Below are 20214 nucleotides of genomic sequence, written 5' to 3'. Positions count from 1 at the left end.
TTTTTATGTGCGTGGATCGGGATTATCAAGCACATTACTCGTTTGGCTTTCACGGAAAGATTGCAAGCGTGAAAGCAATTCTGCATCCCAACTTGCTAGAATTTGTGCGGCTAACAATCCAGCATTTGCCGCACCCGCAGGGCCAATAGCCAATGTTCCGACTGGGATTCCTTTTGGCATTTGCACAATTGAATAAAGGCTATCTACGCCACTTAACATAGAACTTTTTACTGGCACACCCAGCACAGGCACAAGGGTTTTGGCTGCGATCATGCCGGGTAAATGTGCCGCACCGCCAGCCCCAGAAATAATTACTTTATAGCCATTTTTTTGTGCATTTTCAGCAAATTCAAAAAGTTTATCAGGCGTACGATGAGCAGAGACGATTTCCACATGATAAGGTACTTTTAATTCATCTAAAATCTGAGTTGCCTCTTGCATGGTAGCCCAATCGCTTTTGGAACCCATCACAACAGCAATTTGTGCAGTTTTTGACATGCTATTTTCTCAATTTTCTAATTAAAAAGGTGGCGTAGAATAGCATAGATTACATATATTGAGCAAACGTTTGCTATTTATGTAAGTATTAATGGGGATTATTTTATAATTATTTGATTTTTAAATTTTAGTAACTATACTTGATACCAAATTAATGGGCGATAGTTTATATGGGACGAACTGAAAAATTATTAGATAAGCTCGCACAATCAAAATCTACATTTAATTGGAATGAATTAGTTTCTTTGTTAGCTCAACAAGGTTATGAAAAGCGAGAAATGGCAGGCTCTCGAGTGAGATTTTATAATAGAACACTCGAACATACGATTTTGTTACACAAGCCTCACCCTGAAAATTATATTAAAGGTGGTGCTTTAAAGTCAGTGAAAGAATCATTAAAACAGGTAGGTATTCTATGAAGTTATTAAATTATAAAGGTTATGTTGGCACGATTGAGGCGGATTTAGAAAACAATATATTGTTTGGCAAACTTGCTTACATTCGTGATTTAGTGACTTACGAAGCAGAGTCATTATCTGAGCTAGAAAAAGAATTTCGTCAATCTGTTGATTTATATTTACAAGATTGTTTGGAATTAGGTAAAGAACCGAATAAGCCTTTTAAAGGTGTATTTAATGTACGAATTGGCGAGGAATTGCATAGAGAAGCTACGATCATAGCAGGCGATCGTTCTCTTAATGCTTTTGTTACGGAAGCGATTCAAGAAAAAATTTTTCGTGAAAAACCAAGTTTAAGATAACAAAACGTATTTACATTTTCTTTCATCAAAAGTAGGTCAAATTATGTTAGCCAAAGCAAAATATAGAAAAGATTACAAACAACCAGATTTTACGGTCACAGACATTTATTTAGATTTTCAACTTGATCCTAAACATACTGTGGTAACCGCAAGCACAAAATTCCAACGCTTAAATGATGAAGCGACTTCTTTACGTTTAGACGGGCATAGCTTCCAGTTTTCTTCTATTAAATTTAATGGCGAGCCATTTTCTGCTTATCAACAAGATGGCGAGAGTTTAACGCTCGATTTGAAAGGCAAAAGTGCGGAAGAATTTGAACTTGAAATTGTGACTTTCCTTGTGCCAGCTGAAAATACTTCATTACAAGGATTGTATCAGTCTGGCGAGGGTATTTGTACGCAATGTGAGGCGGAAGGTTTCCGTCAAATCACTTATATGCTTGACCGTCCAGATGTATTGGCGTGCTATACAACCAAAATTACGGCGGACAAAAGCAAATATCCATTCTTACTTTCTAATGGCAATCGCATTGCAAGTGGCGAATTAGAAGATGGTCGTCATTGGGTGGAATGGAATGACCCATTCCCAAAACCAAGCTATTTATTTGCTTTAGTGGCAGGGGATTTTGATTTATTACAAGATAAATTTATTACTAAAAGTGGCCGTGAAGTTGCGTTAGAGCTTTATGTGGATCGCGGTAATCTTAACCGTGCAACTTGGGCAATGGAAAGTTTGAAAAAAGCGATGAAATGGGATGAAGATCGCTTTAATTTAGAATACGACTTAGATATTTATATGATCGTCGCTGTCGATTTTTTCAATATGGGTGCAATGGAAAACAAAGGGTTGAATATTTTTAATTCTAAATTTGTATTAGCCAATCCACAAACGGCAACAGATGAGGATTATCTTGCTATTGAAAGTGTGATTGCACACGAATATTTCCATAACTGGACAGGCAATCGTGTGACTTGCCGTGATTGGTTCCAATTAAGTTTGAAAGAAGGCTTAACGGTTTTCCGTGATCAAGAATTTTCTTCAGATACAGGTTCGCGTGCAGTGAATCGCATTAATAATGTGAAATTTTTACGCACTGTGCAATTTGCCGAAGATGCAAGCCCAATGTCACACCCAATTCGCCCTGAAAAAGTGATTGAAATGAATAATTTTTATACCGTAACCGTATATGAAAAAGGGGCAGAAGTGATTCGTATGTTGCATACCTTATTAGGTGAACAAGGCTTCCAAAAAGGGATGCAGCTTTATATTGCTGAAAATGATGGCAAAGCGGCAACCTGTGAAGATTTTGTTTCTGCGATGGAACGTGCAAATAACCTCGATTTAAACCAGTTCCGCCGTTGGTATAGCCAATCGGGTACACCAGAATTATTGATTAGCGATGCTTATGACGAAAAAACGCATACTTATCGTTTAACGGTTTCACAATCCACACCGCCAACCGCAGATCAAATGGAAAAAGTGAATTTACATATTCCATTAAAAATCGCGCTTTATGATGCGAATGGCACGAAACAAATGTTACAACATAATGGCGAATTGTTGAGTGATGTATTAAATGTCACTGAAAAAGACCAAGTCTTTGAATTTCACGGCATTTATGGTCGCCCAATTCCAGCATTATTATGTGATTTTTCTGCGCCAGTAAAACTGGATTATGATTATAAAACGGAACAGTTATTAGGCTTGCTGAAATTTGCAGACAATCAATTTATCCGTTGGGATGCAGCACAAATGCTATTTGCGCAAGAATTACGTCGTAATGTTGTGCGTTTCCAACAAGGCGAGGCACTAGAAATTTCGCCTGAAATTTTGACCGCACTTTCTTATGTTCTGAATAATTACGAGAAAGATATTGAACTGGCAACATTAATTCTCACACTGCCGAAAGAAATGGAATTTGCGGAAGGTTTCAAAACTATCGATCCTGATGGTATTTCAGTCGCAAGAGCATTTATGCAAGCGCAAATTGCAGAATCGTTAAAAGATGATTTCTTGCGTGTTTATACCCATATTCGTCTTGATGATTATCAAGTTACGCAACAAGACATCGCCTTGCGTGCAATGCGTAATCTTTGTTTAACTCATTTGGCTTACACCAATTTGGGCAACAACCTAGTGCAAAAACACTATAATAATGCGAATAATATGACAGATACATTGGCAGCATTAAGTGTTGCAACTAAAGCTGCATTACCTTGCAGAGATGCGTTATTAGCTGATTTTGAACAAAAATGGCAACAGGATGGATTAGTGATGGATAAATGGTTTGCATTACAAGCCACTCGCCCAGATGAAAATGTGTTGGAAATTATTCAGTTATTAATGGATCACCCAAGTTTTAATTTTAATAATCCAAACCGTTTACGTTCATTAGTGGGTAGTTTTGCAAATCACAATTTAAAAGCATTTCACAACGTAAGCGGTTCTGGCTATCGTTTCTTAACGGATGTGTTAATCCGTTTAAATGAAAGTAATCCACAAGTGGCTGCGCGTTTAATTGAGCCATTAATTCGTTTTTCTCGCTTTGATGCTCAACGCCAAACACTAATGAAGCGCGCTTTAGAACGCCTAAGCATTGTAGAAAATCTTTCAAAAGATTTATTTGAAAAAATTGAGAAAGCGTTGCAGTAACACTTAATGATGTGAGAATAGGCTTTATGCCTATTCTCACTTTATTCAATTGCTTAATATTTTTAAATGAACTAAAAATTTTTTGACTGCAAATAATTTTCTACAGTATCTACAATAGCTTGCGTTTGAGGATCGATTTCAATATTCACAATATCGCCTACTTTACGCTGCCCCATTAGGGTTCGTTGCAAAGTTTCAGGGATTAAATTCACACAGAATTGCGTGCCTTTTACTTCCCCAATAGTGAGACTAATGCCATCTACCGCAACAAATCCTTTCGTTAAAATGTATTTCATTACATCTGCGCTTGGCAGTTCAAACCAAATTTGTCGGTTATTTTCACTAGCGATAATATGTGAAATTTTTGCGGTGCAATAAATATGACCAGATAATAAATGTCCGCCAATTTCCGTTCCCATTTGCATAGCACGTTCGATATTCACATAATCGCCCACTTTTATTGTGCCGAGATTTGTAATTTTTAAAGTTTCTTGCATCAGATCAAAGCTAACCAGATCGCCATTGATTTCAGTTACAGTTAAACATACACCGTTATTTGCTATTGATGCGCCAATTTCCAGATCTTTACGCATTTCAGGTAGTAATTTTACCACTTGTGTTCTAAAATTAGCCGTTTCTTTAATGGAGTGGATGGGGGCGGTGCCTTGTACAATTCCAGTAAACATAATTTTTTCCTTTTCTAAAAATTTTTAGCAGTATATCAAATTTATGAATTTTCGTCTTTTATCTCAATACCACGCTGATATTAAAAAGTTGATTAAAATTTCCTTGCCTATTTTATTAGCACAAATCGCACAAAACTCAATGGGATTAGCGGATACCATTATGGCGGGTCGTGTGAGTTCCACTGATATGGCAGCCATTTCTATTGGTGCTTCAATTTGGATGCCATTGATGCTTTTTGGACAAGGTTTATTGTTGGCATTGCCGCCTACAATTTCTTATTTGAATGGTTCAGGCCAACGCCATCGCATTGCCCATCAAGTTCGCCAAGGCATTTGGCTTGTGTTAGGCGTGAGTATTCCTTTAGGGTTGCTGATTTATTTCTGTGAAATTCCGCTGCAATATATGCAAATGGAAAGCAAAATGTCAGATTTAGCACGGGATTATTTACATGCGATGTTGTGGGGATTGCCAGCCTATTTGATGCTGATTAATTTTCGCTGTTTAAATGATGGTATTGCTAAAACTAAGCCTGCGATGGTCATTACCTTTTTAGGTTTGCTAATTAATATTCCACTTAATTACATTTTTATTTATGGAAAATTTGGCATACCTGCTTTTGGTGCGGTGGGCTGTGGTATTGCAACAGCTATTGTGAACTGGGCAATGTGCTTAATGATGATTTTTTATTCCTATACGAATGCTCAAGAACGTTCACTAAAAGTATTTAGCCAATTAATCGAAATGCCAAATCTGAAAACACTTAAAAAATTACTGCGTTTAGGATTACCCATTGCCATTGCAATTTGTTGTGAAGTGGCGTTATTTGCACTTACGTCTTTAATGCTTTCTCCGCTGGGTGCAACTATTGTCGCAAGCCATCAAATCACATTGAATACCAGTTCTTTTATTTTTATGTTCCCTATGTCGATTGGTATGGCAGCGACGATTCTAGTTGGACAAGCGTTGGGTACAGGTTCTCCACAAAATGCGAAGAAAATTGGCTATGCCGCATTATTATTAGGGCTAACGGTGACGATTATTACTGCATTAATTACGATTTTCTTCCGTTATGAAATTGCCTCTATTTTCGTAACCGATGAAATTGTCATCGCAATGGCGGCAAATTTATTATTATTTGCCGCACTTTATCAATTTTCAGATACCATTCAAATGGTGGTTGGTGGCATTTTACGTGGCTATAAAGATACCAAAATGATTTTATACATTACCCTTTTTTCTTATTGGGTAATTGGTGTGCCACTTGGTTACACACTCGGTCGTACAGATTGGCTTATTCCACATATTGATGCGAAAGGTTTCTGGATTGCTTTTGTGGTCTCACTCACTTTTGCGGCGTTCTTACTTTCTTTGAGAATGAAAAAAATGCAGGCCATGAGCGATAACGCCATTTTACAACGTTTAGAAAAACTTAAATAAGGAACTTTATGCAACTTCCAGCTTTACAATCGGCAAAATTAATTCGTCGTTACAAACGCTTTCTTGCGGATATTGAACTACCAACTGGTGATGTGATGACAATTCATTGCGCCAATACAGGTGCGATGACTGGCTGCGGTGAAAAAGGCGATACCATTTGGTATTCACATTCTGATAGCCAAACCCGCAAATATCCCCATTCTTGGGAGCTCACACAACTTGCAAATGGACAACTTTGTTGTATCAATACGCATCGTTCTAATCAGCTTGTCTTTGAAGCATTGCAAAATAAACAAATCAAAGAATTAGCAATGTATGATGAAATTTATCCTGAAGTGAAATACGGCGAAGAAAATAGCCGAATTGATTTCTTACTAAAAGGCGAGGGTTTGCCTGATTGTTATGTAGAAGTGAAATCAATCACGCTTGTAAAAGGTAATTTAGGTATGTTCCCCGATGCGGTTACTACGCGTGGACAAAAACACGTTCGTGAATTACTCGCAATGAAAAAACAAGGTCATAGAGCAGTGGTGCTATTTGCTGGGTTACATAATGGGTTTGATCGTTTCAAAATCGCAGAATATATCGATCCTGAATATGATCGCTTATTAAAAGAAGCAATGGAACAAGGCGTTGAAGCCTATGCTTATGCGGGACAATTTGAAATTTCTAATGAAATTCCTACCGCACTTTCTTTGACAGAATCGGTGCCTTATATAAAATAATATTTTTTTTGAGAATTATTTTCATTTATTTATTGACAATATTATTGATAACAATTATCATCTAATCATTCCAACAACAATATTAGATAATCACTCCAACATTCCCGCCTATTTCCCCACAAATAGGCGTTTTTTTTATTCACAAATCGCTAAGAATCCCTATAATAAAACCTTTTAAAACATAATTTAGGAAATAATAATGACTAACATTAATACCGTTCTCGCGGAACTAAAGCGTGGTACTGATGAAATCCTTTCAGAAGCGGATTTAATCGAAAAACTGAAAGAAAATCGCCCATTAAAAGTAAAATTAGGCGCAGATCCAACCGCACCAGATATTCATTTAGGACATACTGTTGTATTAAATAAATTACGTCAATTTCAACAACTCGGTCATGAAGTCTATTTCTTAATTGGCGATTTTACTGGAATGGTGGGCGATCCATCAGGTAAAAATGCGACTCGTCCTCCACTTAGCCGTGAAGATGTATTGCGCAATGCGGAAACCTATAAAGAGCAAATTTATAAAATTCTCGATCCACAAAAAACCAAAATCGTCTTCAACTCTGAATGGTTAAGCAAACTTGGTACAGAAGGTATGATTCGTCTTGCAAGCAACTATACGGTTGCGCGTATGCTTGAACGCGACGACTTCAAAAAACGCTTTGGCAACAACCAACCCATTGCCATCCATGAATTTATTTATCCATTACTGCAAGGCTACGATTCCGTTGCATTAGATGCAGATGTAGAACTAGGCGGTACAGACCAAAAATTCAACTTACTTGTTGGTCGTGAATTACAAAAATCAGCAGGCAAAAAACCACAGGTTGCGATTACACTCCCATTACTCGTTGGATTAGACGGCGAGAAAAAAATGTCTAAATCACTTGGTAACTATATTGGCGTAACGGAAGCACCAAGCGATATGTTCGGTAAAGTGATGTCAATTTCTGATGAACTCATGTGGGATTGGTATAACCTTCTTTCATTTCGTCCATTAAGCGAAATTGCACAATTAAAATCGGAAGTAGAAAAGGGCAAAAATCCACGTGATGTAAAAATCTTATTAGCAAAAGAATTAATTGCACGTTTCCACAATGAAGAGGCGGCAAACGCTGCAGAACAAGAATTTATTAACCGTTTCCAAAAAGGCGCAATGCCTGATGAAATGCCTGAATTTACGTTTTCTGGCGAAATTGGTTTAGCCACCTTATTAAAAGAAGCAGGCCTTGTTCCTTCCACTTCTGAAGCGATTCGCTCTGCTCAACAAGGCGGTGTAAAAATCAATGGTGAAAAAGTCGATAACGTAAAAGATAATGCACCGAAAGGCACAAATGTTTACCAAGTGGGTAAACGAAAATTTGCGCGTGTGACTGTGGAATAAAATAGATAAAAAAATACCGCACTTTGGCAATAAAAGTGCGGTATTTTTTATTGAAATTTTAATTTAGTTAAACATCGCAGAAATAGATTCTTCGTTGCTAATGCGGCGAATGGCTTCTGCCAGCATGGAAGAAAGCGTAAGCACGCGAACTTTACCGATCGCTTTCATTTCTTCTGATAGAGGAATCGTGTCAGTAACTACAACTTCATCAATGGCATCGCTGGCTAAATTTTTGGCTGCTGCACCAGAGAAAACGGCGTGAGTTGCATAAGCAAAAACACGTTTTGCACCACGTTCTTTTAATGCTTCTGCCGCTTTACAAAGCGTACCGCCAGTATCAATCATATCATCAACCAAAATACAATCACGGTCTGCAATATCACCGATAATATGCATCACTTGTGCTACATTTGCACGAGGGCGACGTTTGTCAATAATAGCCATATCCGTATCGTTTAATAATTTAGCGACAGCGCGAGCACGCACAACGCCGCCAATATCTGGGGAAACAACAATTGGATTTTCAAGATCAGATTTTTTCAAAATATCGTGAATTAAAACTGGCGAACCAAATACGTTGTCTACGGGAACATCAAAGAAACCTTGGATTTGTTCTGCGTGTAGGTCGCAGGTTAAGACACGGTCAATACCAACAATTGAAAGTAAATCTGCCACAACTTTAGCAGTAATAGGCACACGAGCAGAACGAACACGACGATCTTGGCGAGCATAGCCGAAATAGGGAATCACGGCAGTAATACGACCAGCAGATGCGCGACGTAACGCATCTACCATCACAACCAATTCCATCAAGTTATCATTGGTTGGCGCACAAGTTGATTGGATGATAAATACATCCGCACCACGCACATTTTCATTAATTTGAACTTGAATTTCTCCATCGCTGAAACGAGCGACTGTTGCATCGCCTAGTGAAATATATAAACGTTCAGAAATACGTTTTGCAAGTTCAGGTGTAGCATTACCCGCGAAGAGTTTAATGTCAGGCATTTTATAAAACCTCAGGTTTAGATTGTCGATGAGTATGAGTTGATGATAGCTGCTTCAACATTGCGTGCAAGGGAGACACATTGAGTCCTTTAGCGACGAAACCAAAAAATGCTTCTGGTTTTTGTCTAAATACCGCTTGCGCTTCTGCTTCATGATCAAATTCAGCAAAAACACAGGCTCCCGTTCCTGTTAATCTTGCCGGCGCATATTGTAGCAACCAGTTTAACGCTTTTTCAACGTTTGAATAATGATTTATCACAACTTTTTCGCAATCGTTTTTATAAGGTTCACTCAAAAGTTGTTCGAGGGATTTTTTCGGTGTATTACGTGGTAAATTTGGATCTTGAAAGATGACAGCCGTCGATATTGAATCATCGGGTTTTAATATAACAAACCATTTCTCGGCAGGTTCACAATAAGTGATTTTTTCCCCAACGCCTTCAGCAAAAGCAGCCTGTCCGTATACAAATATTGGCACATCCGCGCCTAATGTTAATCCCAATTTTGCCAGTTCATCAATGGATAAATTGGCTTGCCATAAATAATTTAAAGAGACTAATGCGGTTGCTGCATTGGATGAACCGCCACCAACACCGCCTCCCATTGGAAGAATTTTATCTAAATGAATATTTGCACCCAATTGAATATTGGCTTTTTCTTGTAAAAGTTTTGCAGCTCGATAAATTAGATTATTTTCCGTTTTTAGATTTGGAATTTCTGGCGTTAAAACAATTTGATTATCTTGTTCCCGAATACTAATGTCTAACCAATCGCCAAAATCTAAAAATTGGAAAAGCGTTTGTAATTCATGATAGCCGTTCGGCAATTTTCCATTGATATAAAGAAATAAATTCAGTTTGGCAGGGCTAGGGAAGCGTAATGGCTGCCCATTTGATTGTGTTGTATTTTGGCAAAGTGCGGTAGAAAATTGATGTGATTTCATTAATGTATTCATTAGTAAATCCACTCGTCTACGCGAATTTTTAAGGTTTGTTTTGTGCTGTCATTTTTCAGCAAAATATTTTCAGGCATCGAATTATTTGAGTGATAGGTTAGATAATCTGCCGTCCATTGAGAACCATCCACATGATAAGTAAATGCACCAAGTAAATGGTTGGTACCCACTTGATAATCCGCGTTCATTGCTGGTTGGCCTTTCAACCAATAAGCTAAATGTTCTAATGGCACATCCATGCCAATGATCTCTTGTAATAGTAGTTTAGCATTGGCTGCAGATTGTTGATTGCCATTGTTATCGGAAATTGTCATCCCACTTTGATGCATTTGAATCAACAGGGTAGATTTACTGATTAAAGAATAGAGTTTAAGTGTATAAGATTTTGGATTTTGGTATTGCCATTCAAAGTGGCTAGAAAAACGTTCTGTAGGACTGATATAACCAATTTGTCCTTTGGCTTGATAGGATTGAATTTTTTGAATCTTTTGTAAATGTTGTTGCCATATCACATCCGTTTTATCAATGTATTGTACATTAGTAGGACGTTCCATATCTAATGTGCAAGCGGTTAGAATCGCAGTGGCAAAAAGTGCGGTGAAAAATTTAAACGTTTTCATATTATTCATCAAGTTAATAAGCTCGCATATTTTAAGGATTTAGTTTAATTGAGTAAAGTTACTTTTATTTGTTAATTTGTTGGGTAATTCGTTTTTGTTTGTTTAACCGCTAAGATTCTTCGTTTCGTCAATTCATTTTTGATTGCTTGTTTCTCAAATCCATCAGCAATAACTTGCTGTACATCTACTTCATTTGCCGCATGCAATAATTGATTGATGTAATCTATTTGTGGATAGTCTTTATTTTCAAAACCTGTTCTACCTCGAGTATCAGCTAGACATACTTGTAGAAATTCTTGAAAGCGTTGTGATTTTCTCCACACATCAAAACGATTAAACAGCGTTATGACGGTTTCAGCTCGAAGCTCAAAGGCTTTGTGAATATGTGTGTGAAATTCACAAGTCAGTTCTGCAAGTTCTTGAAAATAACTTGGGACTTTCAAGCGTTTGCACAATGATCTAGTCGGTTTTATGCCAGCTTGTTCATGCCCATAATGATGAGGAAGAATATTTTGAGGTGTAAGAGCCTTGCCAAGATCATGACAAATTGCGGCAAAACGAACCGCACTTTTATTTAGGATAGGGTTATTTTCAGTCAAATTAACCGCTTGTTTTAATACCAACATGGTATGAATAAAACTATCCACTTCGGGATGATGTTTTACTGGATTTGGTACGCCATAAAGGGCATCGATTTCAGGAAATAAAACGCTTAATGCACCTGTTTTATGTAAGGTTTCAAAATAAATTTCAGGATTTTTTTCGTTTAAGGCTTTTTCTGTTTCTAGCCAAACGCGTTCCGCCGTGAGATGTTGTAATTCTCCCGATAGGGCAAGTTCTGCCATTAGGGATAGTGTTTCTGATGCGATTTTAAAACCGAGGGAATGATAACGGGCAGCAAAGCGTGCCACGCGCAATACACGTAAAGGATCTTCTGAAAAAGCGGGAGAAATATGGCGCAAAATTCGATTTTCTAAATCTTGTTTTCCGCCATAAGGATCGATAATTTCACCGTCTTCTCTTTGAGCCATCGCGTTAATAGTGAGATCTCGTCGAATTAAATCTTGTTCTAATGTGATTGTTGGGGAGAAATCACAAATAAAGCCCGTGTAACCTGTGCTAGATTTACGTTCTGTTCGGGCAAGCGCATATTCTTCTTTTGTTTTAGGATTGAGAAAAACTGGAAAATCTTTGCCTACTTGCTGATAACCGAGAGAGAGTAGCGTAGCGGGGTCTGCGCCTACCACAATCCAATCACGATCTTTTACTGGTAACCCCAATAATTGATCACGAATAGCCCCACCAACTAAATAAATTTTCATTCGTGATTATGCCCAACCATCACGACGGCGACGTTTTGGTAACACATAAGGAATGAGCAAGCCGAAGAGTAAGCCTACGCCTAATACTGAACCGCCATAAATAAACCATTGGATCGCAATTTCTCGTTTACCTGCATCAAGTATCGCTTCTAAATCACGATTTTTATTTTTGGTCATTTCAAGTTCACGTTTAAGTTGAGAATTTTGCTCTAAAAGATCCGCACTTTGTTGCTCAGCTTGTTTGGTTCGACGTTGCATTTCGACGGTACGTTGCTGCCAATCGCCATCTAAACGACTAAGTTTTAAGGTTAATTCTTGGACTTGCGCTTTTAATTTTGGATTTTCTTCTTTACTACTTGGCGTACTGCTTAAGTCTGAATTTAAAATCCAAGCTTCACGATTTTTATTGTCGCGAATGAGTGTGTATTTGCCTTGGCGATCTAATACATTCACCGCTTCGCCTGCTTGAATTGAACCTGCAATTTTAAATTGTTCGCCAGCACCACGGCGTAAGAACGTACTTAAATTTTCAGTAACATATTGGGTTTCCGCATAAGCAACATTTATTGATGTACTTAAAAGTAAAGATGAGATTAAGGCTTTATAGATCTTTTTCATTTTTTCCCCTTAAACATCACAACAAAAGTGCGGTTAAAATTAACCGCACTTTTTATTGAGATCAATTAATTAAAGATAGTTCTTAGCACATAGAAAATAATAATGGCGAAAAATGCACCTGCTGGTAATGTGACAATCCAAGAACTAATGATGTTTCGGATAACCGTTAAATTCAGTGCAGCGATACCGCGTGCAAAGCCGATACCTAAAATAGCTCCAACAAGTGTTTGTGTTGTTGAGATCGGCAAGCCTGTACCGGATGCAACTACAACAGTCATTGCAGTAGCAAATTGAGCGGCAAAGCCACGGCTTGGCGTTAAATCGGTGATCCCAGATCCAACAGTCGCCATCACTTTTTGTCCCATAGTAATTAAGCCCACAGCAATACCTAATGCACCTAAGGGTAAAATCCACCAAGTTAAGGCTCCACCTGAAACAATTTTACCGCCTTCATTTACAATAGAGACCACTGCAGAAAGAGGGCCAATTGCATTGGCTACGTCATTAGAACCGTGCGCAAATGCCATCGCACAAGCGGTTAATAACATTAATATACTGAAGACTTTTTCTACGGCACCAAAAGTGCCTTTGTTTGCTGATTGAGTGAAGATTTTGCTTTTAAAATAGAAATGGAAGAAAAACATTCCGATAAGACTGATGGCAAGTGAAATGATTAAAGTTTCACTGTTTGAAAGATTTAAGCCTACGTGTTTTAAGCCTTTTTTCATCGTCACGATACAAAGTACAAACACGGTTATCCCCATATAATAAGGGCCATATTTTTGTGCATTTTTTAATGGCTGTTCAGTATCAAAAATAAGTTTTTGCGTACTTGCAAAGATTGCATAAGCCAAAATACCCGAGATGACAGGCGTGATAAACCAGCTACCAACGATGCTGCCAATATTTGACCAATCTACAGAACTAGGGCCAATCGTAATACAGGCAAATCCAATAATTGCACCAATAATAGTGTGTATACCAGAAACTGGCCAACCCATTTTGGTTACAATAAATAACCAAGCACCTGATGCAAATAAGGTTGAAAGCATACCTAAGGCTAAAATATCGGGTGTATCAACAAATTGCATTGGGTCGATTACGCCACTTTTTATGGTTTGTGTTACTTCGCCACCAGCTAAATATGCACCTGCAGATTCAAAAATTAACGCAATAATAATTGCTTGTTTGGCTGTTACAGTACCAGATCCTACGGATGTACCCATTGAGTTTGAGACATCATTTGCTCCAATTCCGAACGCCATAAAAAAGCCAAAGGCTGCTGTGATCCACACCAACCAAGAACCATATTGACTAATAATTTCCATAGTTAATTTCCTATGTTTTGTTGATTATGAACGCGCCAGCATTAATTCAATGCGCGAACCGACTCGTTGTGCTTGGTCAGCCAAAACGCCAACCCATTCAATAATTTTATATAAGAACATTACATCAATTGGATTATAACGGCTTTCGATGGTGTAAAGCATTTTACGCAATTTGATCTGCATTTGGTCTGTATCATCTTCAATTGAATCAAGTTCTTGAATCATATCATTGACTAATTTGAGTTCACGACCTTTAAAACCCGTTTCTAATAGCTTATCCATTTCTTCGATTACTCGGTGGGCTTGATGAATTGCATCTAAACTACGTTTTACGTAATGTAAGAATTCTTCCTGCATTTCTTCAGGAATACCAAATTGACGACCAATCATACGGCCTGCAATATCTTTGGCATAATTGGCAAGTTTATCTTGTTGCGTGACTAATTCTAAAAGATCAGTACGATCGATAGGTAAGAATAAACCACGTGGCAATTTCAACCGAATTTCGCGTTTTAAACTATCTGCCTCACGTTCACATTGAGAAATTTCTAAGCGTTTTTCTTCCGCTTGTTCCCAATTCTTTGAGAAAGTAGTTTGAAAAAAAGGAATCAAAAGATCGCTACATTCGGTCACTTTTTCAGAGTGTTTTTGTAACGGTTTGAGAGGCGAATGGGCAAATAATCCGAGAATATTATTCATTGCCATAAGTGATTTACTCCAAATTAAGGGGTTAAAAATTCGTGCGCATATTACCCGATTTTTGTTGATAGTTAAAATTTTTCAAAAAAATTTGTAAGAAAAAAGGTTTATCTTCGACTAAGTAAGCAACTGGGTAATATTTCCTAGTGTGGTAAGATAAGTAACTCAATACACTTTTCGCTTTAAAAGCGAGAAAATTTGAAAGGTAAAAAAATGAAGGATTGTAAGATGCAAGGTATCGGCAGTGGCGTAAGTTTATTGATTTTACGCTTTTTTCTCGCGTGGGAGTTTTTTGAATCAGGATTAGAAAAATGGAATGGACAAAATTGGTTCGCTGAAATACAAGATCGTTTTCCTTTTCCATTTAATCTTATTCCTGCCGATATTAATTGGCACGTTGCAATGGGATCAGAATTAATTTTCCCATTCTTGCTGATATTTGGGGTGCTAACACGTTTTAGTGCATTAAGTTTAACGATTTTAATCTCTGTCGCGTGGTATAGCATTCACGCCGATTCAGGTTATAACGTATGTGATAATGGTTATAAATTACCATTAATTTATGTGGTGACTTTATTAATCTTAATTACGCAGGGAGCGGGGAAACTCTCTTTAGACACGCTTATTAAGAAGGTTTATCCAACTAAAAGCTGGTTGAAATTTCTCTAATTATTTATTCAAAATTCAAACTCTAGGAGATTATTCAAATGAAAAAATTAGCAACATTAACAGCATTAGCAGGTGCATTAACGATGGCAGTAGCGACAGCAGCACAGGCTGAATCAAAGTCAAGCAGTACTGATAATACAGCAACACCTTGTGTGGGCGATAAATGTGTCAAAACAAAAGCTGCAGAAGGTAAATGTGGTGAAGGCAAATGCGGTGCAGACAAAGCTAAATCTGCAGAAGGTAAATGTGGTGAAGGCAAATGCGGTGCAGACAAAGCTAAATCTGCTGAAGGCAAATGTGGCGAAGGTAAATGCGGTTCTAAATAAGAATAATAATTATGCTGGCGTAACAATTTATGCCAGCTTTTATTAAAAAGGAGTTAATTATGAAATTACAAGGCGCTGGACTAGGTTATCGTCGGAATTTAGCTGAGGATTTTTTACAACTTCCCCCAAACAACGCTATTCAATTTATTGAAGTCGCACCAGAAAATTGGAGTAAAATGGGTGGAATGGCTCGTTATCAATTTGATCAAGCAGCAGAAAGATTTCCATTAGCAGTACACGGTCTTTCACTTTCTTTAGGTGGGCAAGCACCACTTGATCGCAAATTACTCCGTAATACTAAAGCACTAATGAATCAATATAATTCATCTTTCTTTTCTGAACATTTAAGTTATTGTGAATGTGAAGGGCATTTATATGATTTATTACCTATGCCATTTACAGAAGAAGCTGTAAAACACGTTGCGCAACGAATACGTGATGTGCAAGATTTCTTAGGATTGCAAATTTCATTAGAAAATACTTCTTATTATTTGCATTCTCCAACTAGTACAATGAATGAAGTGGAATTTTTAAATGCTATTGCACAAGAGGCTAATTGTGGCATTCATTTAGATGTGAATAATATTTATGTTAATGGTGTTAATCACGGATTGCTTGATCCTTATGTCTTTTTAGATCAAGTGGATGTTAAACGTGTTAATTACATTCATATTGCAGGGCACGATGAAGAACATTCTGCTGCACAAGTTGTGGAGAATTCAGCAGATGAATCATTTAATAAAGTAAAAGGAGCATATCGCCATTTACCTGAATTATTAATTGATACACACGGTGAAGCTGTAAAAGGCACTGTATGGGATTTACTCGAATATGCCTATCAACGACTACCTACGATTCCCCCAACATTATTGGAACGTGATTTCAACTTCCCACCATTTGCAGAACTTTACGCCGAAGTTGAGCATATTGCACAATTACAGCAAAAATACGCTCACACAGAGGTAATGTCTTATGCAGCCTAAGTCATTACTGAAAGAAACTCAGCAAGCACTGGCAAATGCTATTCGGTTAGGTAATGCAGATCCTTTAAATGGTTATGCTGCAAACCGTTTAGCGGTATATACACGTTTAGTTCGTAATAATGCTTTTGGTTTTATTGATCGTTGTTTTGTTGAAGCACCATTGCATATTGAGCCAGAGTATTGGAAAAATGCTAAAGAAAATTTTGTGCAAAATGGTAATGCCCATTCTCCTTATTTCCAAGATATTGCAGGAGAATTTCTCTTGTTTTGTCAAGAAAAAGAGATATTTGATACAAATATATTGGCATTGATGGATTTTGAAAATACACAATTACTCGCAGAAGTTTCTTTAGCCAAAGTGCCTGAAAAATTTGAGTGGAATAGACATAGCGTAATGCAATTATCTGGCGCAGCTTATTTAAAAAGTTATGACGTTGATTTTTTATCAAGTGACTTTAAACAATTTGATGACACGCCAATTCAAGCTATTATATGGCGTGATAGTGATTTTAGTATTCAGCAACAAATCCTTTCAGAGTTAGATTACTGGTTGTTAAGTTATCTACAAGAACAACCAAATTCATTAGAAAATGTTTTGTCTGCACTTAATACAATGGTTGAAGACAGTACCTCAATAATCCCATTATTAGAGCAAGTATGGATGAAATGGGTTACATCTGAAGTAATTTACCCCGAACAAAGATAAAATTTTTGAAAATGCTGAGTAAGATGAAAATATTCATATTTTCATCTTACTTATTTTAATTGACATTTCACAATTATTGCTAATTTAGATTAGTAAATATTCACATTTTAATCTGGCTTTGTTATTTAAAATTATCAATATTATCCGATGAAATCTGTTTATGTTTTTCGGATTATTTTTTTATTTAAAAGTCGCAATATTTTAATCACAATAAATAAAAATTTGTTTGTAGATAAAGCCATCCAACATAACTCTCACGCATAATCCAACATCAATGAGAAGAATTTGAAGGAAGTGGGGAAGAAATGAGAAAGGAGAAATGAAGCGGAGTTACACATAGATAAAAAGAAAACCTAGAGACTTTTTTACAGTTACTGGGTTTGTTTTTAGGATTGGGCGAACATATTAAACTGCCGTTTGGCAATTTCTTCTTTCTGCACACGTTTGACGATTTTGTAGATCCATTGCAACGATAAAGCATACTTCTTAGCAAGGGAGACGTGATTATTACCTGTAAATTCGTTGAAAATCTGCTTTTCACGTTTGCAGGCGAAAAGCGATATTGATTTCGGCATATACACATTCAAGGCATCCTAGTTGTAGCATGACTTACGTGATATCAAGCAAGCCAAAGGTATTAACTTGTCCGTTGATTTTTGGGAACAATTGTCAGAGAAGTTCAGAAATTCGACCGCTATATGGTTTGTTAATGCTGCTTGCTTTAACCATTGTAAGTACGATGCAAGTGGTAGGCGTTATTTTGGTGGTGGTAATGTTAATTGCGTCAAGAATTACCGCACTTACGCTCACAAATCTTTTGATAAAATGTTATGGATTGCTATTATAAGTTCAATTATATCAAGCCTAATTGGTGTAATATTGAGCTATCATTTTGATGCCTCAACAGGTGCTTGTATTATTCTTCTGCAAGCCACATTTTTTGTTATAGCATTAGCTTATAGCAAGATTAGAACAAGATAATTTTTCTACCCCCTCTTTCTCAAAGAGGGGGCACAACCTGATAACATCATTTACATTCTAACCCGAGGACATCGTTTACATTTTTCCCGTAAACTCATCATCAAAATACCTAATCCACTGGAGATTGATGATGCCTTGGATAGAGACCGATGCGATGCAACAGCGTGTACTTTTCTTAAAAGCGTGGCTAAGCCAACGCTATACTAAAACTGAACTGTGTCAGCAGTTTAATATTAGCCGTCCAACGGTAGATAAATGGATTAAACGCCACCAACAGCTTGGCTTTGAGGGCTAAACCTCATCATAACCCTAATGCCACGCCATAATGGATTTATGACTGGCTTATCAGTGAGAAACTTAAACGTCCTCACTGGGGGTGCCAAAAAGCTTTTAGATAGCTTTACTCAGCAATCAGAAGTTTTGCTATTCGCTAACTATTACGGATAATTTCAGTCGCTTTTTATTTTGCTGTAAGGGGTTGCCGAATACAAAATCAGTGCCTGTTATTGCTGAGTTTGAACGTCTTTTTGAGTAATTTGGTCTACCGTATTCGATTCGTACCGATAACGGCTCACCTTTTGCATCGCAAGCATTAGTGGAATCAGTGAACTTTCTAAATGGTGGATTGGCTTAGGTATTCGTCCTGAACGAATTCAGCTATCACACCCAGAGCAAAACGGACGACACGAGCGAATGCACCGTAGCTTAAAAGCGGCACTTCAACCTCAAAATAGCTTTGAAGCTCAACAGATATTATTCAACCAATTCTTACGAGAATACAATGAAGAACGTTCACACGAAGGCGTTTGACATATTTATTATCGCTTTTATTTACTGGGCAGTTTTGATGCCAAGGAAATTAAATTTGCCACACTGTGGTATAAATAAGCTAATGAATGTAAACGATGCCTTAGGGAAGATGCAAACTATGTTTGGGTTGTGTATTCCATGCCGTGGTTAGTAATGTTTTGTCAACCAACTTCGACAGTGGCAATCTTGCTGAATCGTTTTCTTCTCACGCGCTACGGGTGTGTTCCGCTCTAATTTGACCGCTTATTTGTACCGCCAAAATTTCTTGGCTACTCCTCGATGCATTTATCGCACCGACTATATCATATTCTTTGCGATATATCTGCGACTTGGGTCATTTTTCGATAGGATGGTAAATGGATGTTTATCATACTACGTAATTTGTAATCCAATCGCCGTCTGAACTCATACCAAGATTGGTCTAATATCGCTCGGTTCAAACTTGATTTCTATTTCACGTTTTTGCCGTGTTTTTCCGCTGTGCCTTTGGCTGATTTAGACATATTCTCTACCTGTAAATCTTCAACATAAATCATCGCGTGTTTTTTTGCTGATTCGGTGTGGGGTTTGATGCAAGTCGTTTTTTTGTGGGTATTGGTGATTTTGTGGTGCAATTTGGTGATTTTAGCCTTTAATTTCTGCCAGTTTTGGCTAAAATCTCTGCCATAAAAGGCAGAGTTTTACGGCAGGAGGCTGATAAACTATCAGAGCGTGGGGCGTTATAAAGATAAAAGTGCGGTTGATTTTTGAGAGATTTTAAAACTCGTTGAAAATTAACCGCACTTTTACTTTAAGAAACCGTTATTTTTTACTCAAGTGCTTCCGCTTCCATTCATTTGTTTTCTTAAGCAGTATTTTGCCCAATGGACGAGGGTCGCCTGTAAAAAGCTTTTGTAAGCCGTTGTTTTCTATGATGTAACGACGGAGTTCAAGGCGTTCTTGATGGTTTTCTGCTAGACGCAAGGCACATTCAATGTATGTTTCTCGCGTGTCGGCTATCAGCCATTCAGGTAGTCCTAAGCGTTTAAACAGACCTTCA

Annotated in this window: 21 protein-coding genes and 3 pseudogenes; 13 read left to right on the top strand and 11 right to left on the bottom strand. The window is 37.5% G+C overall.

All coding sequences use genetic code 11. The annotated features are described in order from the left end of the window. Positions 1-3: 3 nt before the first annotated feature. Positions 4-498: a 5-(carboxyamino)imidazole ribonucleotide mutase gene (gene purE / locus HMPREF2813_RS03065; RefSeq protein ID WP_042593849.1), complete on the bottom strand. Its 495-nt coding sequence runs from the start codon at positions 496-498 to the stop codon at positions 4-6. Positions 499-668: 170 nt separating this feature from the next. Between purE and HMPREF2813_RS03060 the strand changes: the two genes are divergently transcribed. Genes HMPREF2813_RS03060 through pepN form a run of 3 tightly spaced genes read left to right on the top strand, consistent with a single transcriptional unit; the run spans position 669 to position 3911 of the window. Then, on the top strand, positions 669-917 hold the full coding sequence (locus HMPREF2813_RS03060; protein WP_005653200.1) for a type II toxin-antitoxin system HicA family toxin: 249 nt from the start codon (positions 669-671) through the stop codon (positions 915-917). Then, complete coding sequence (locus tag HMPREF2813_RS03055; protein ID WP_005653201.1) at positions 914-1258, top strand: type II toxin-antitoxin system HicB family antitoxin; 345 nt, start codon at positions 914-916, stop codon at positions 1256-1258. The genes HMPREF2813_RS03060 and HMPREF2813_RS03055 overlap by 4 nt, the downstream gene beginning before the upstream one ends. Positions 1259-1301: 43 nt before the next feature. Beyond that, positions 1302-3911, top strand: a complete 2610-nt coding sequence (gene pepN / locus HMPREF2813_RS03050) for an aminopeptidase N (protein WP_048946816.1) — start codon at positions 1302-1304, stop codon at positions 3909-3911. A 71-nt stretch (positions 3912-3982) separates the two neighbouring features. Here pepN and ribE read toward each other — a convergent pair whose 3' ends face one another. After that, complete coding sequence (gene ribE, locus HMPREF2813_RS03045) at positions 3983-4597, bottom strand: riboflavin synthase (protein WP_042602710.1); 615 nt, start codon at positions 4595-4597, stop codon at positions 3983-3985. Between the two features lie 43 nt (positions 4598-4640). Between ribE and hmrM the strand changes: the two genes are divergently transcribed. From hmrM to tyrS, 3 genes are all read left to right on the top strand, one after another. Continuing rightward, complete coding sequence (hmrM, locus tag HMPREF2813_RS03040) at positions 4641-6035, top strand: sodium-coupled multidrug efflux MATE transporter HmrM (RefSeq protein ID WP_005657016.1); 1395 nt, start codon at positions 4641-4643, stop codon at positions 6033-6035. Between the two features lie 8 nt (positions 6036-6043). Then, positions 6044-6760, top strand: a complete 717-nt coding sequence (gene sfsA / locus HMPREF2813_RS03035) for a DNA/RNA nuclease SfsA (RefSeq protein WP_005632483.1) — start codon at positions 6044-6046, stop codon at positions 6758-6760. Between the two features lie 199 nt (positions 6761-6959). Then, the gene (gene tyrS, locus HMPREF2813_RS03030; protein WP_005657010.1) at positions 6960-8147 is read left to right on the top strand and encodes a tyrosine--tRNA ligase; all 1188 of its coding nucleotides are present in this window, start codon (positions 6960-6962) and stop codon (positions 8145-8147) included. A gap of 63 nt (positions 8148-8210) precedes the next feature. Here tyrS and HMPREF2813_RS03025 read toward each other — a convergent pair whose 3' ends face one another. From HMPREF2813_RS03025 to HMPREF2813_RS02995, 7 genes are all read right to left on the bottom strand, one after another. Then, the gene (locus HMPREF2813_RS03025; RefSeq protein WP_005657007.1) at positions 8211-9158 is read right to left on the bottom strand and encodes a ribose-phosphate pyrophosphokinase; all 948 of its coding nucleotides are present in this window, start codon (positions 9156-9158) and stop codon (positions 8211-8213) included. Between the two features lies 1 nt (position 9159). Then, positions 9160-10101: a 4-(cytidine 5'-diphospho)-2-C-methyl-D-erythritol kinase gene (gene ispE, locus HMPREF2813_RS03020; RefSeq protein ID WP_032827554.1), complete on the bottom strand. Its 942-nt coding sequence runs from the start codon at positions 10099-10101 to the stop codon at positions 9160-9162. An 11-nt stretch (positions 10102-10112) separates the two neighbouring features. Next, positions 10113-10733 carry a lipoprotein insertase outer membrane protein LolB gene (gene lolB / locus HMPREF2813_RS03015; RefSeq protein WP_048946817.1) on the bottom strand — a complete coding sequence of 207 codons (621 nt, stop codon included), beginning with the start codon at positions 10731-10733 and terminating at the stop codon, positions 10113-10115. A 71-nt stretch (positions 10734-10804) separates the two neighbouring features. Beyond that, on the bottom strand, positions 10805-12055 hold the full coding sequence (locus tag HMPREF2813_RS03010) for a multifunctional CCA addition/repair protein (protein ID WP_014550858.1): 1251 nt from the start codon (positions 12053-12055) through the stop codon (positions 10805-10807). Positions 12056-12061: 6 nt separating this feature from the next. Continuing rightward, positions 12062-12673 carry a TIGR04211 family SH3 domain-containing protein gene (locus tag HMPREF2813_RS03005; RefSeq protein ID WP_005693617.1) on the bottom strand — a complete coding sequence of 204 codons (612 nt, stop codon included), beginning with the start codon at positions 12671-12673 and terminating at the stop codon, positions 12062-12064. A gap of 65 nt (positions 12674-12738) precedes the next feature. After that, a complete protein-coding gene (locus HMPREF2813_RS03000; RefSeq protein WP_014550857.1) occupies positions 12739-14001 on the bottom strand; it encodes an inorganic phosphate transporter in 1263 nt (420 codons plus the stop codon). A gap of 24 nt (positions 14002-14025) precedes the next feature. Beyond that, entirely contained in the window at positions 14026-14706 is a 681-nt protein-coding gene (locus HMPREF2813_RS02995; protein WP_005647270.1) for a TIGR00153 family protein, read from the bottom strand. A 222-nt stretch (positions 14707-14928) separates the two neighbouring features. On the opposite strand from HMPREF2813_RS02995, the gene HMPREF2813_RS02990 reads away from it, so the two are divergent. From HMPREF2813_RS02990 to HMPREF2813_RS02975, 4 genes are read left to right on the top strand one after another with little or no spacing between them, the layout of a single operon-like run. Continuing rightward, positions 14929-15369, top strand: coding sequence for an HvfX family Cu-binding RiPP maturation protein (locus tag HMPREF2813_RS02990; RefSeq protein ID WP_005653243.1), 441 nt, complete (start codon positions 14929-14931; stop codon positions 15367-15369). Positions 15370-15407: 38 nt separating this feature from the next. Then, positions 15408-15695 (top strand): oxazolone/thioamide-modified RiPP metallophore HvfA, encoded by a 288-nt coding sequence (locus HMPREF2813_RS02985; RefSeq protein WP_005691265.1) that lies wholly within the window; start codon positions 15408-15410, stop codon positions 15693-15695. A gap of 59 nt (positions 15696-15754) precedes the next feature. Continuing rightward, on the top strand, positions 15755-16678 hold the full coding sequence (locus HMPREF2813_RS02980; RefSeq protein WP_005623843.1) for an HvfB family MNIO-type RiPP peptide maturase: 924 nt from the start codon (positions 15755-15757) through the stop codon (positions 16676-16678). After that, complete coding sequence (locus tag HMPREF2813_RS02975) at positions 16668-17384, top strand: HvfC family RiPP maturation protein (RefSeq protein ID WP_005686602.1); 717 nt, start codon at positions 16668-16670, stop codon at positions 17382-17384. Before HMPREF2813_RS02980 ends, HMPREF2813_RS02975 begins: the two co-directional genes overlap by 11 nt. 386 nt (positions 17385-17770) lie before the next feature. Here HMPREF2813_RS02975 and HMPREF2813_RS02970 read toward each other — a convergent pair. Continuing rightward, positions 17771-17971, bottom strand: a pseudogene (locus HMPREF2813_RS02970) (Mor transcription activator family protein); the annotation flags it as partial. A 110-nt stretch (positions 17972-18081) separates the two neighbouring features. On the opposite strand from HMPREF2813_RS02970, the pseudogene HMPREF2813_RS02965 reads away from it, so the two are divergent. From HMPREF2813_RS02965 to HMPREF2813_RS09790, 3 genes and pseudogenes are all read left to right on the top strand, one after another. After that, positions 18082-18365 (top strand): annotated as a pseudogene (locus HMPREF2813_RS02965) (metal ABC transporter permease); the annotation flags it as partial. Between the two features lie 127 nt (positions 18366-18492). After that, complete coding sequence (locus tag HMPREF2813_RS09515; RefSeq protein ID WP_228840864.1) at positions 18493-18660, top strand: helix-turn-helix domain-containing protein; 168 nt, start codon at positions 18493-18495, stop codon at positions 18658-18660. A 398-nt stretch (positions 18661-19058) separates the two neighbouring features. Then, entirely contained in the window at positions 19059-19175 is a 117-nt protein-coding gene (locus tag HMPREF2813_RS09790) for a hypothetical protein (RefSeq protein ID WP_005660578.1), read from the top strand. A gap of 801 nt (positions 19176-19976) precedes the next feature. Here the strand turns inward: HMPREF2813_RS09790 and HMPREF2813_RS02960 are convergent. After that, positions 19977-20214 (bottom strand): annotated as a pseudogene (locus tag HMPREF2813_RS02960) (adhesin); the annotation flags it as partial.

Source organism: Haemophilus sp. HMSC066A11, assembly GCF_001811665.1.
Lineage (GTDB): Bacteria > Pseudomonadota > Gammaproteobacteria > Enterobacterales > Pasteurellaceae > Haemophilus > Haemophilus influenzae.
Note: the sequence above shows the minus strand (reverse complement) of the source record. Positions and strands in the feature narration are given on the sequence as shown.

Coding starts and splice junctions, on each gene's coding strand:
- lolB (WP_048946817.1), bottom strand. CDS start 10,733: ATGAAAACGTTTAAATTTTTCACCGCACTTTTTGCCACTGCGATTCTA.
- HMPREF2813_RS02980 (WP_005623843.1), top strand. CDS start 15,755: ATGAAATTACAAGGCGCTGGACTAGGTTATCGTCGGAATTTAGCTGAG.
- HMPREF2813_RS03005 (WP_005693617.1), bottom strand. CDS start 12,673: ATGAAAAAGATCTATAAAGCCTTAATCTCATCTTTACTTTTAAGTACA.
- HMPREF2813_RS02985 (WP_005691265.1), top strand. CDS start 15,408: ATGAAAAAATTAGCAACATTAACAGCATTAGCAGGTGCATTAACGATG.
- HMPREF2813_RS02990 (WP_005653243.1), top strand. CDS start 14,929: ATGCAAGGTATCGGCAGTGGCGTAAGTTTATTGATTTTACGCTTTTTT.
- HMPREF2813_RS02995 (WP_005647270.1), bottom strand. CDS start 14,706: ATGGCAATGAATAATATTCTCGGATTATTTGCCCATTCGCCTCTCAAA.
- HMPREF2813_RS09790 (WP_005660578.1), top strand. CDS start 19,059: ATGCACCGTAGCTTAAAAGCGGCACTTCAACCTCAAAATAGCTTTGAA.
- ispE (WP_032827554.1), bottom strand. CDS start 10,101: ATGAAATCACATCAATTTTCTACCGCACTTTGCCAAAATACAACACAA.
- HMPREF2813_RS02975 (WP_005686602.1), top strand. CDS start 16,668: ATGCAGCCTAAGTCATTACTGAAAGAAACTCAGCAAGCACTGGCAAAT.
- pepN (WP_048946816.1), top strand. CDS start 1,302: ATGTTAGCCAAAGCAAAATATAGAAAAGATTACAAACAACCAGATTTT.
- HMPREF2813_RS09515 (WP_228840864.1), top strand. CDS start 18,493: ATGATGCCTTGGATAGAGACCGATGCGATGCAACAGCGTGTACTTTTC.
- HMPREF2813_RS03025 (WP_005657007.1), bottom strand. CDS start 9,158: ATGCCTGACATTAAACTCTTCGCGGGTAATGCTACACCTGAACTTGCA.
- ribE (WP_042602710.1), bottom strand. CDS start 4,597: ATGTTTACTGGAATTGTACAAGGCACCGCCCCCATCCACTCCATTAAA.
- purE (WP_042593849.1), bottom strand. CDS start 498: ATGTCAAAAACTGCACAAATTGCTGTTGTGATGGGTTCCAAAAGCGAT.
- hmrM (WP_005657016.1), top strand. CDS start 4,641: ATGAATTTTCGTCTTTTATCTCAATACCACGCTGATATTAAAAAGTTG.
- HMPREF2813_RS03060 (WP_005653200.1), top strand. CDS start 669: ATGGGACGAACTGAAAAATTATTAGATAAGCTCGCACAATCAAAATCT.
- sfsA (WP_005632483.1), top strand. CDS start 6,044: ATGCAACTTCCAGCTTTACAATCGGCAAAATTAATTCGTCGTTACAAA.
- HMPREF2813_RS03055 (WP_005653201.1), top strand. CDS start 914: ATGAAGTTATTAAATTATAAAGGTTATGTTGGCACGATTGAGGCGGAT.
- HMPREF2813_RS03000 (WP_014550857.1), bottom strand. CDS start 14,001: ATGGAAATTATTAGTCAATATGGTTCTTGGTTGGTGTGGATCACAGCA.
- HMPREF2813_RS03010 (WP_014550858.1), bottom strand. CDS start 12,055: ATGAAAATTTATTTAGTTGGTGGGGCTATTCGTGATCAATTATTGGGG.
- tyrS (WP_005657010.1), top strand. CDS start 6,960: ATGACTAACATTAATACCGTTCTCGCGGAACTAAAGCGTGGTACTGAT.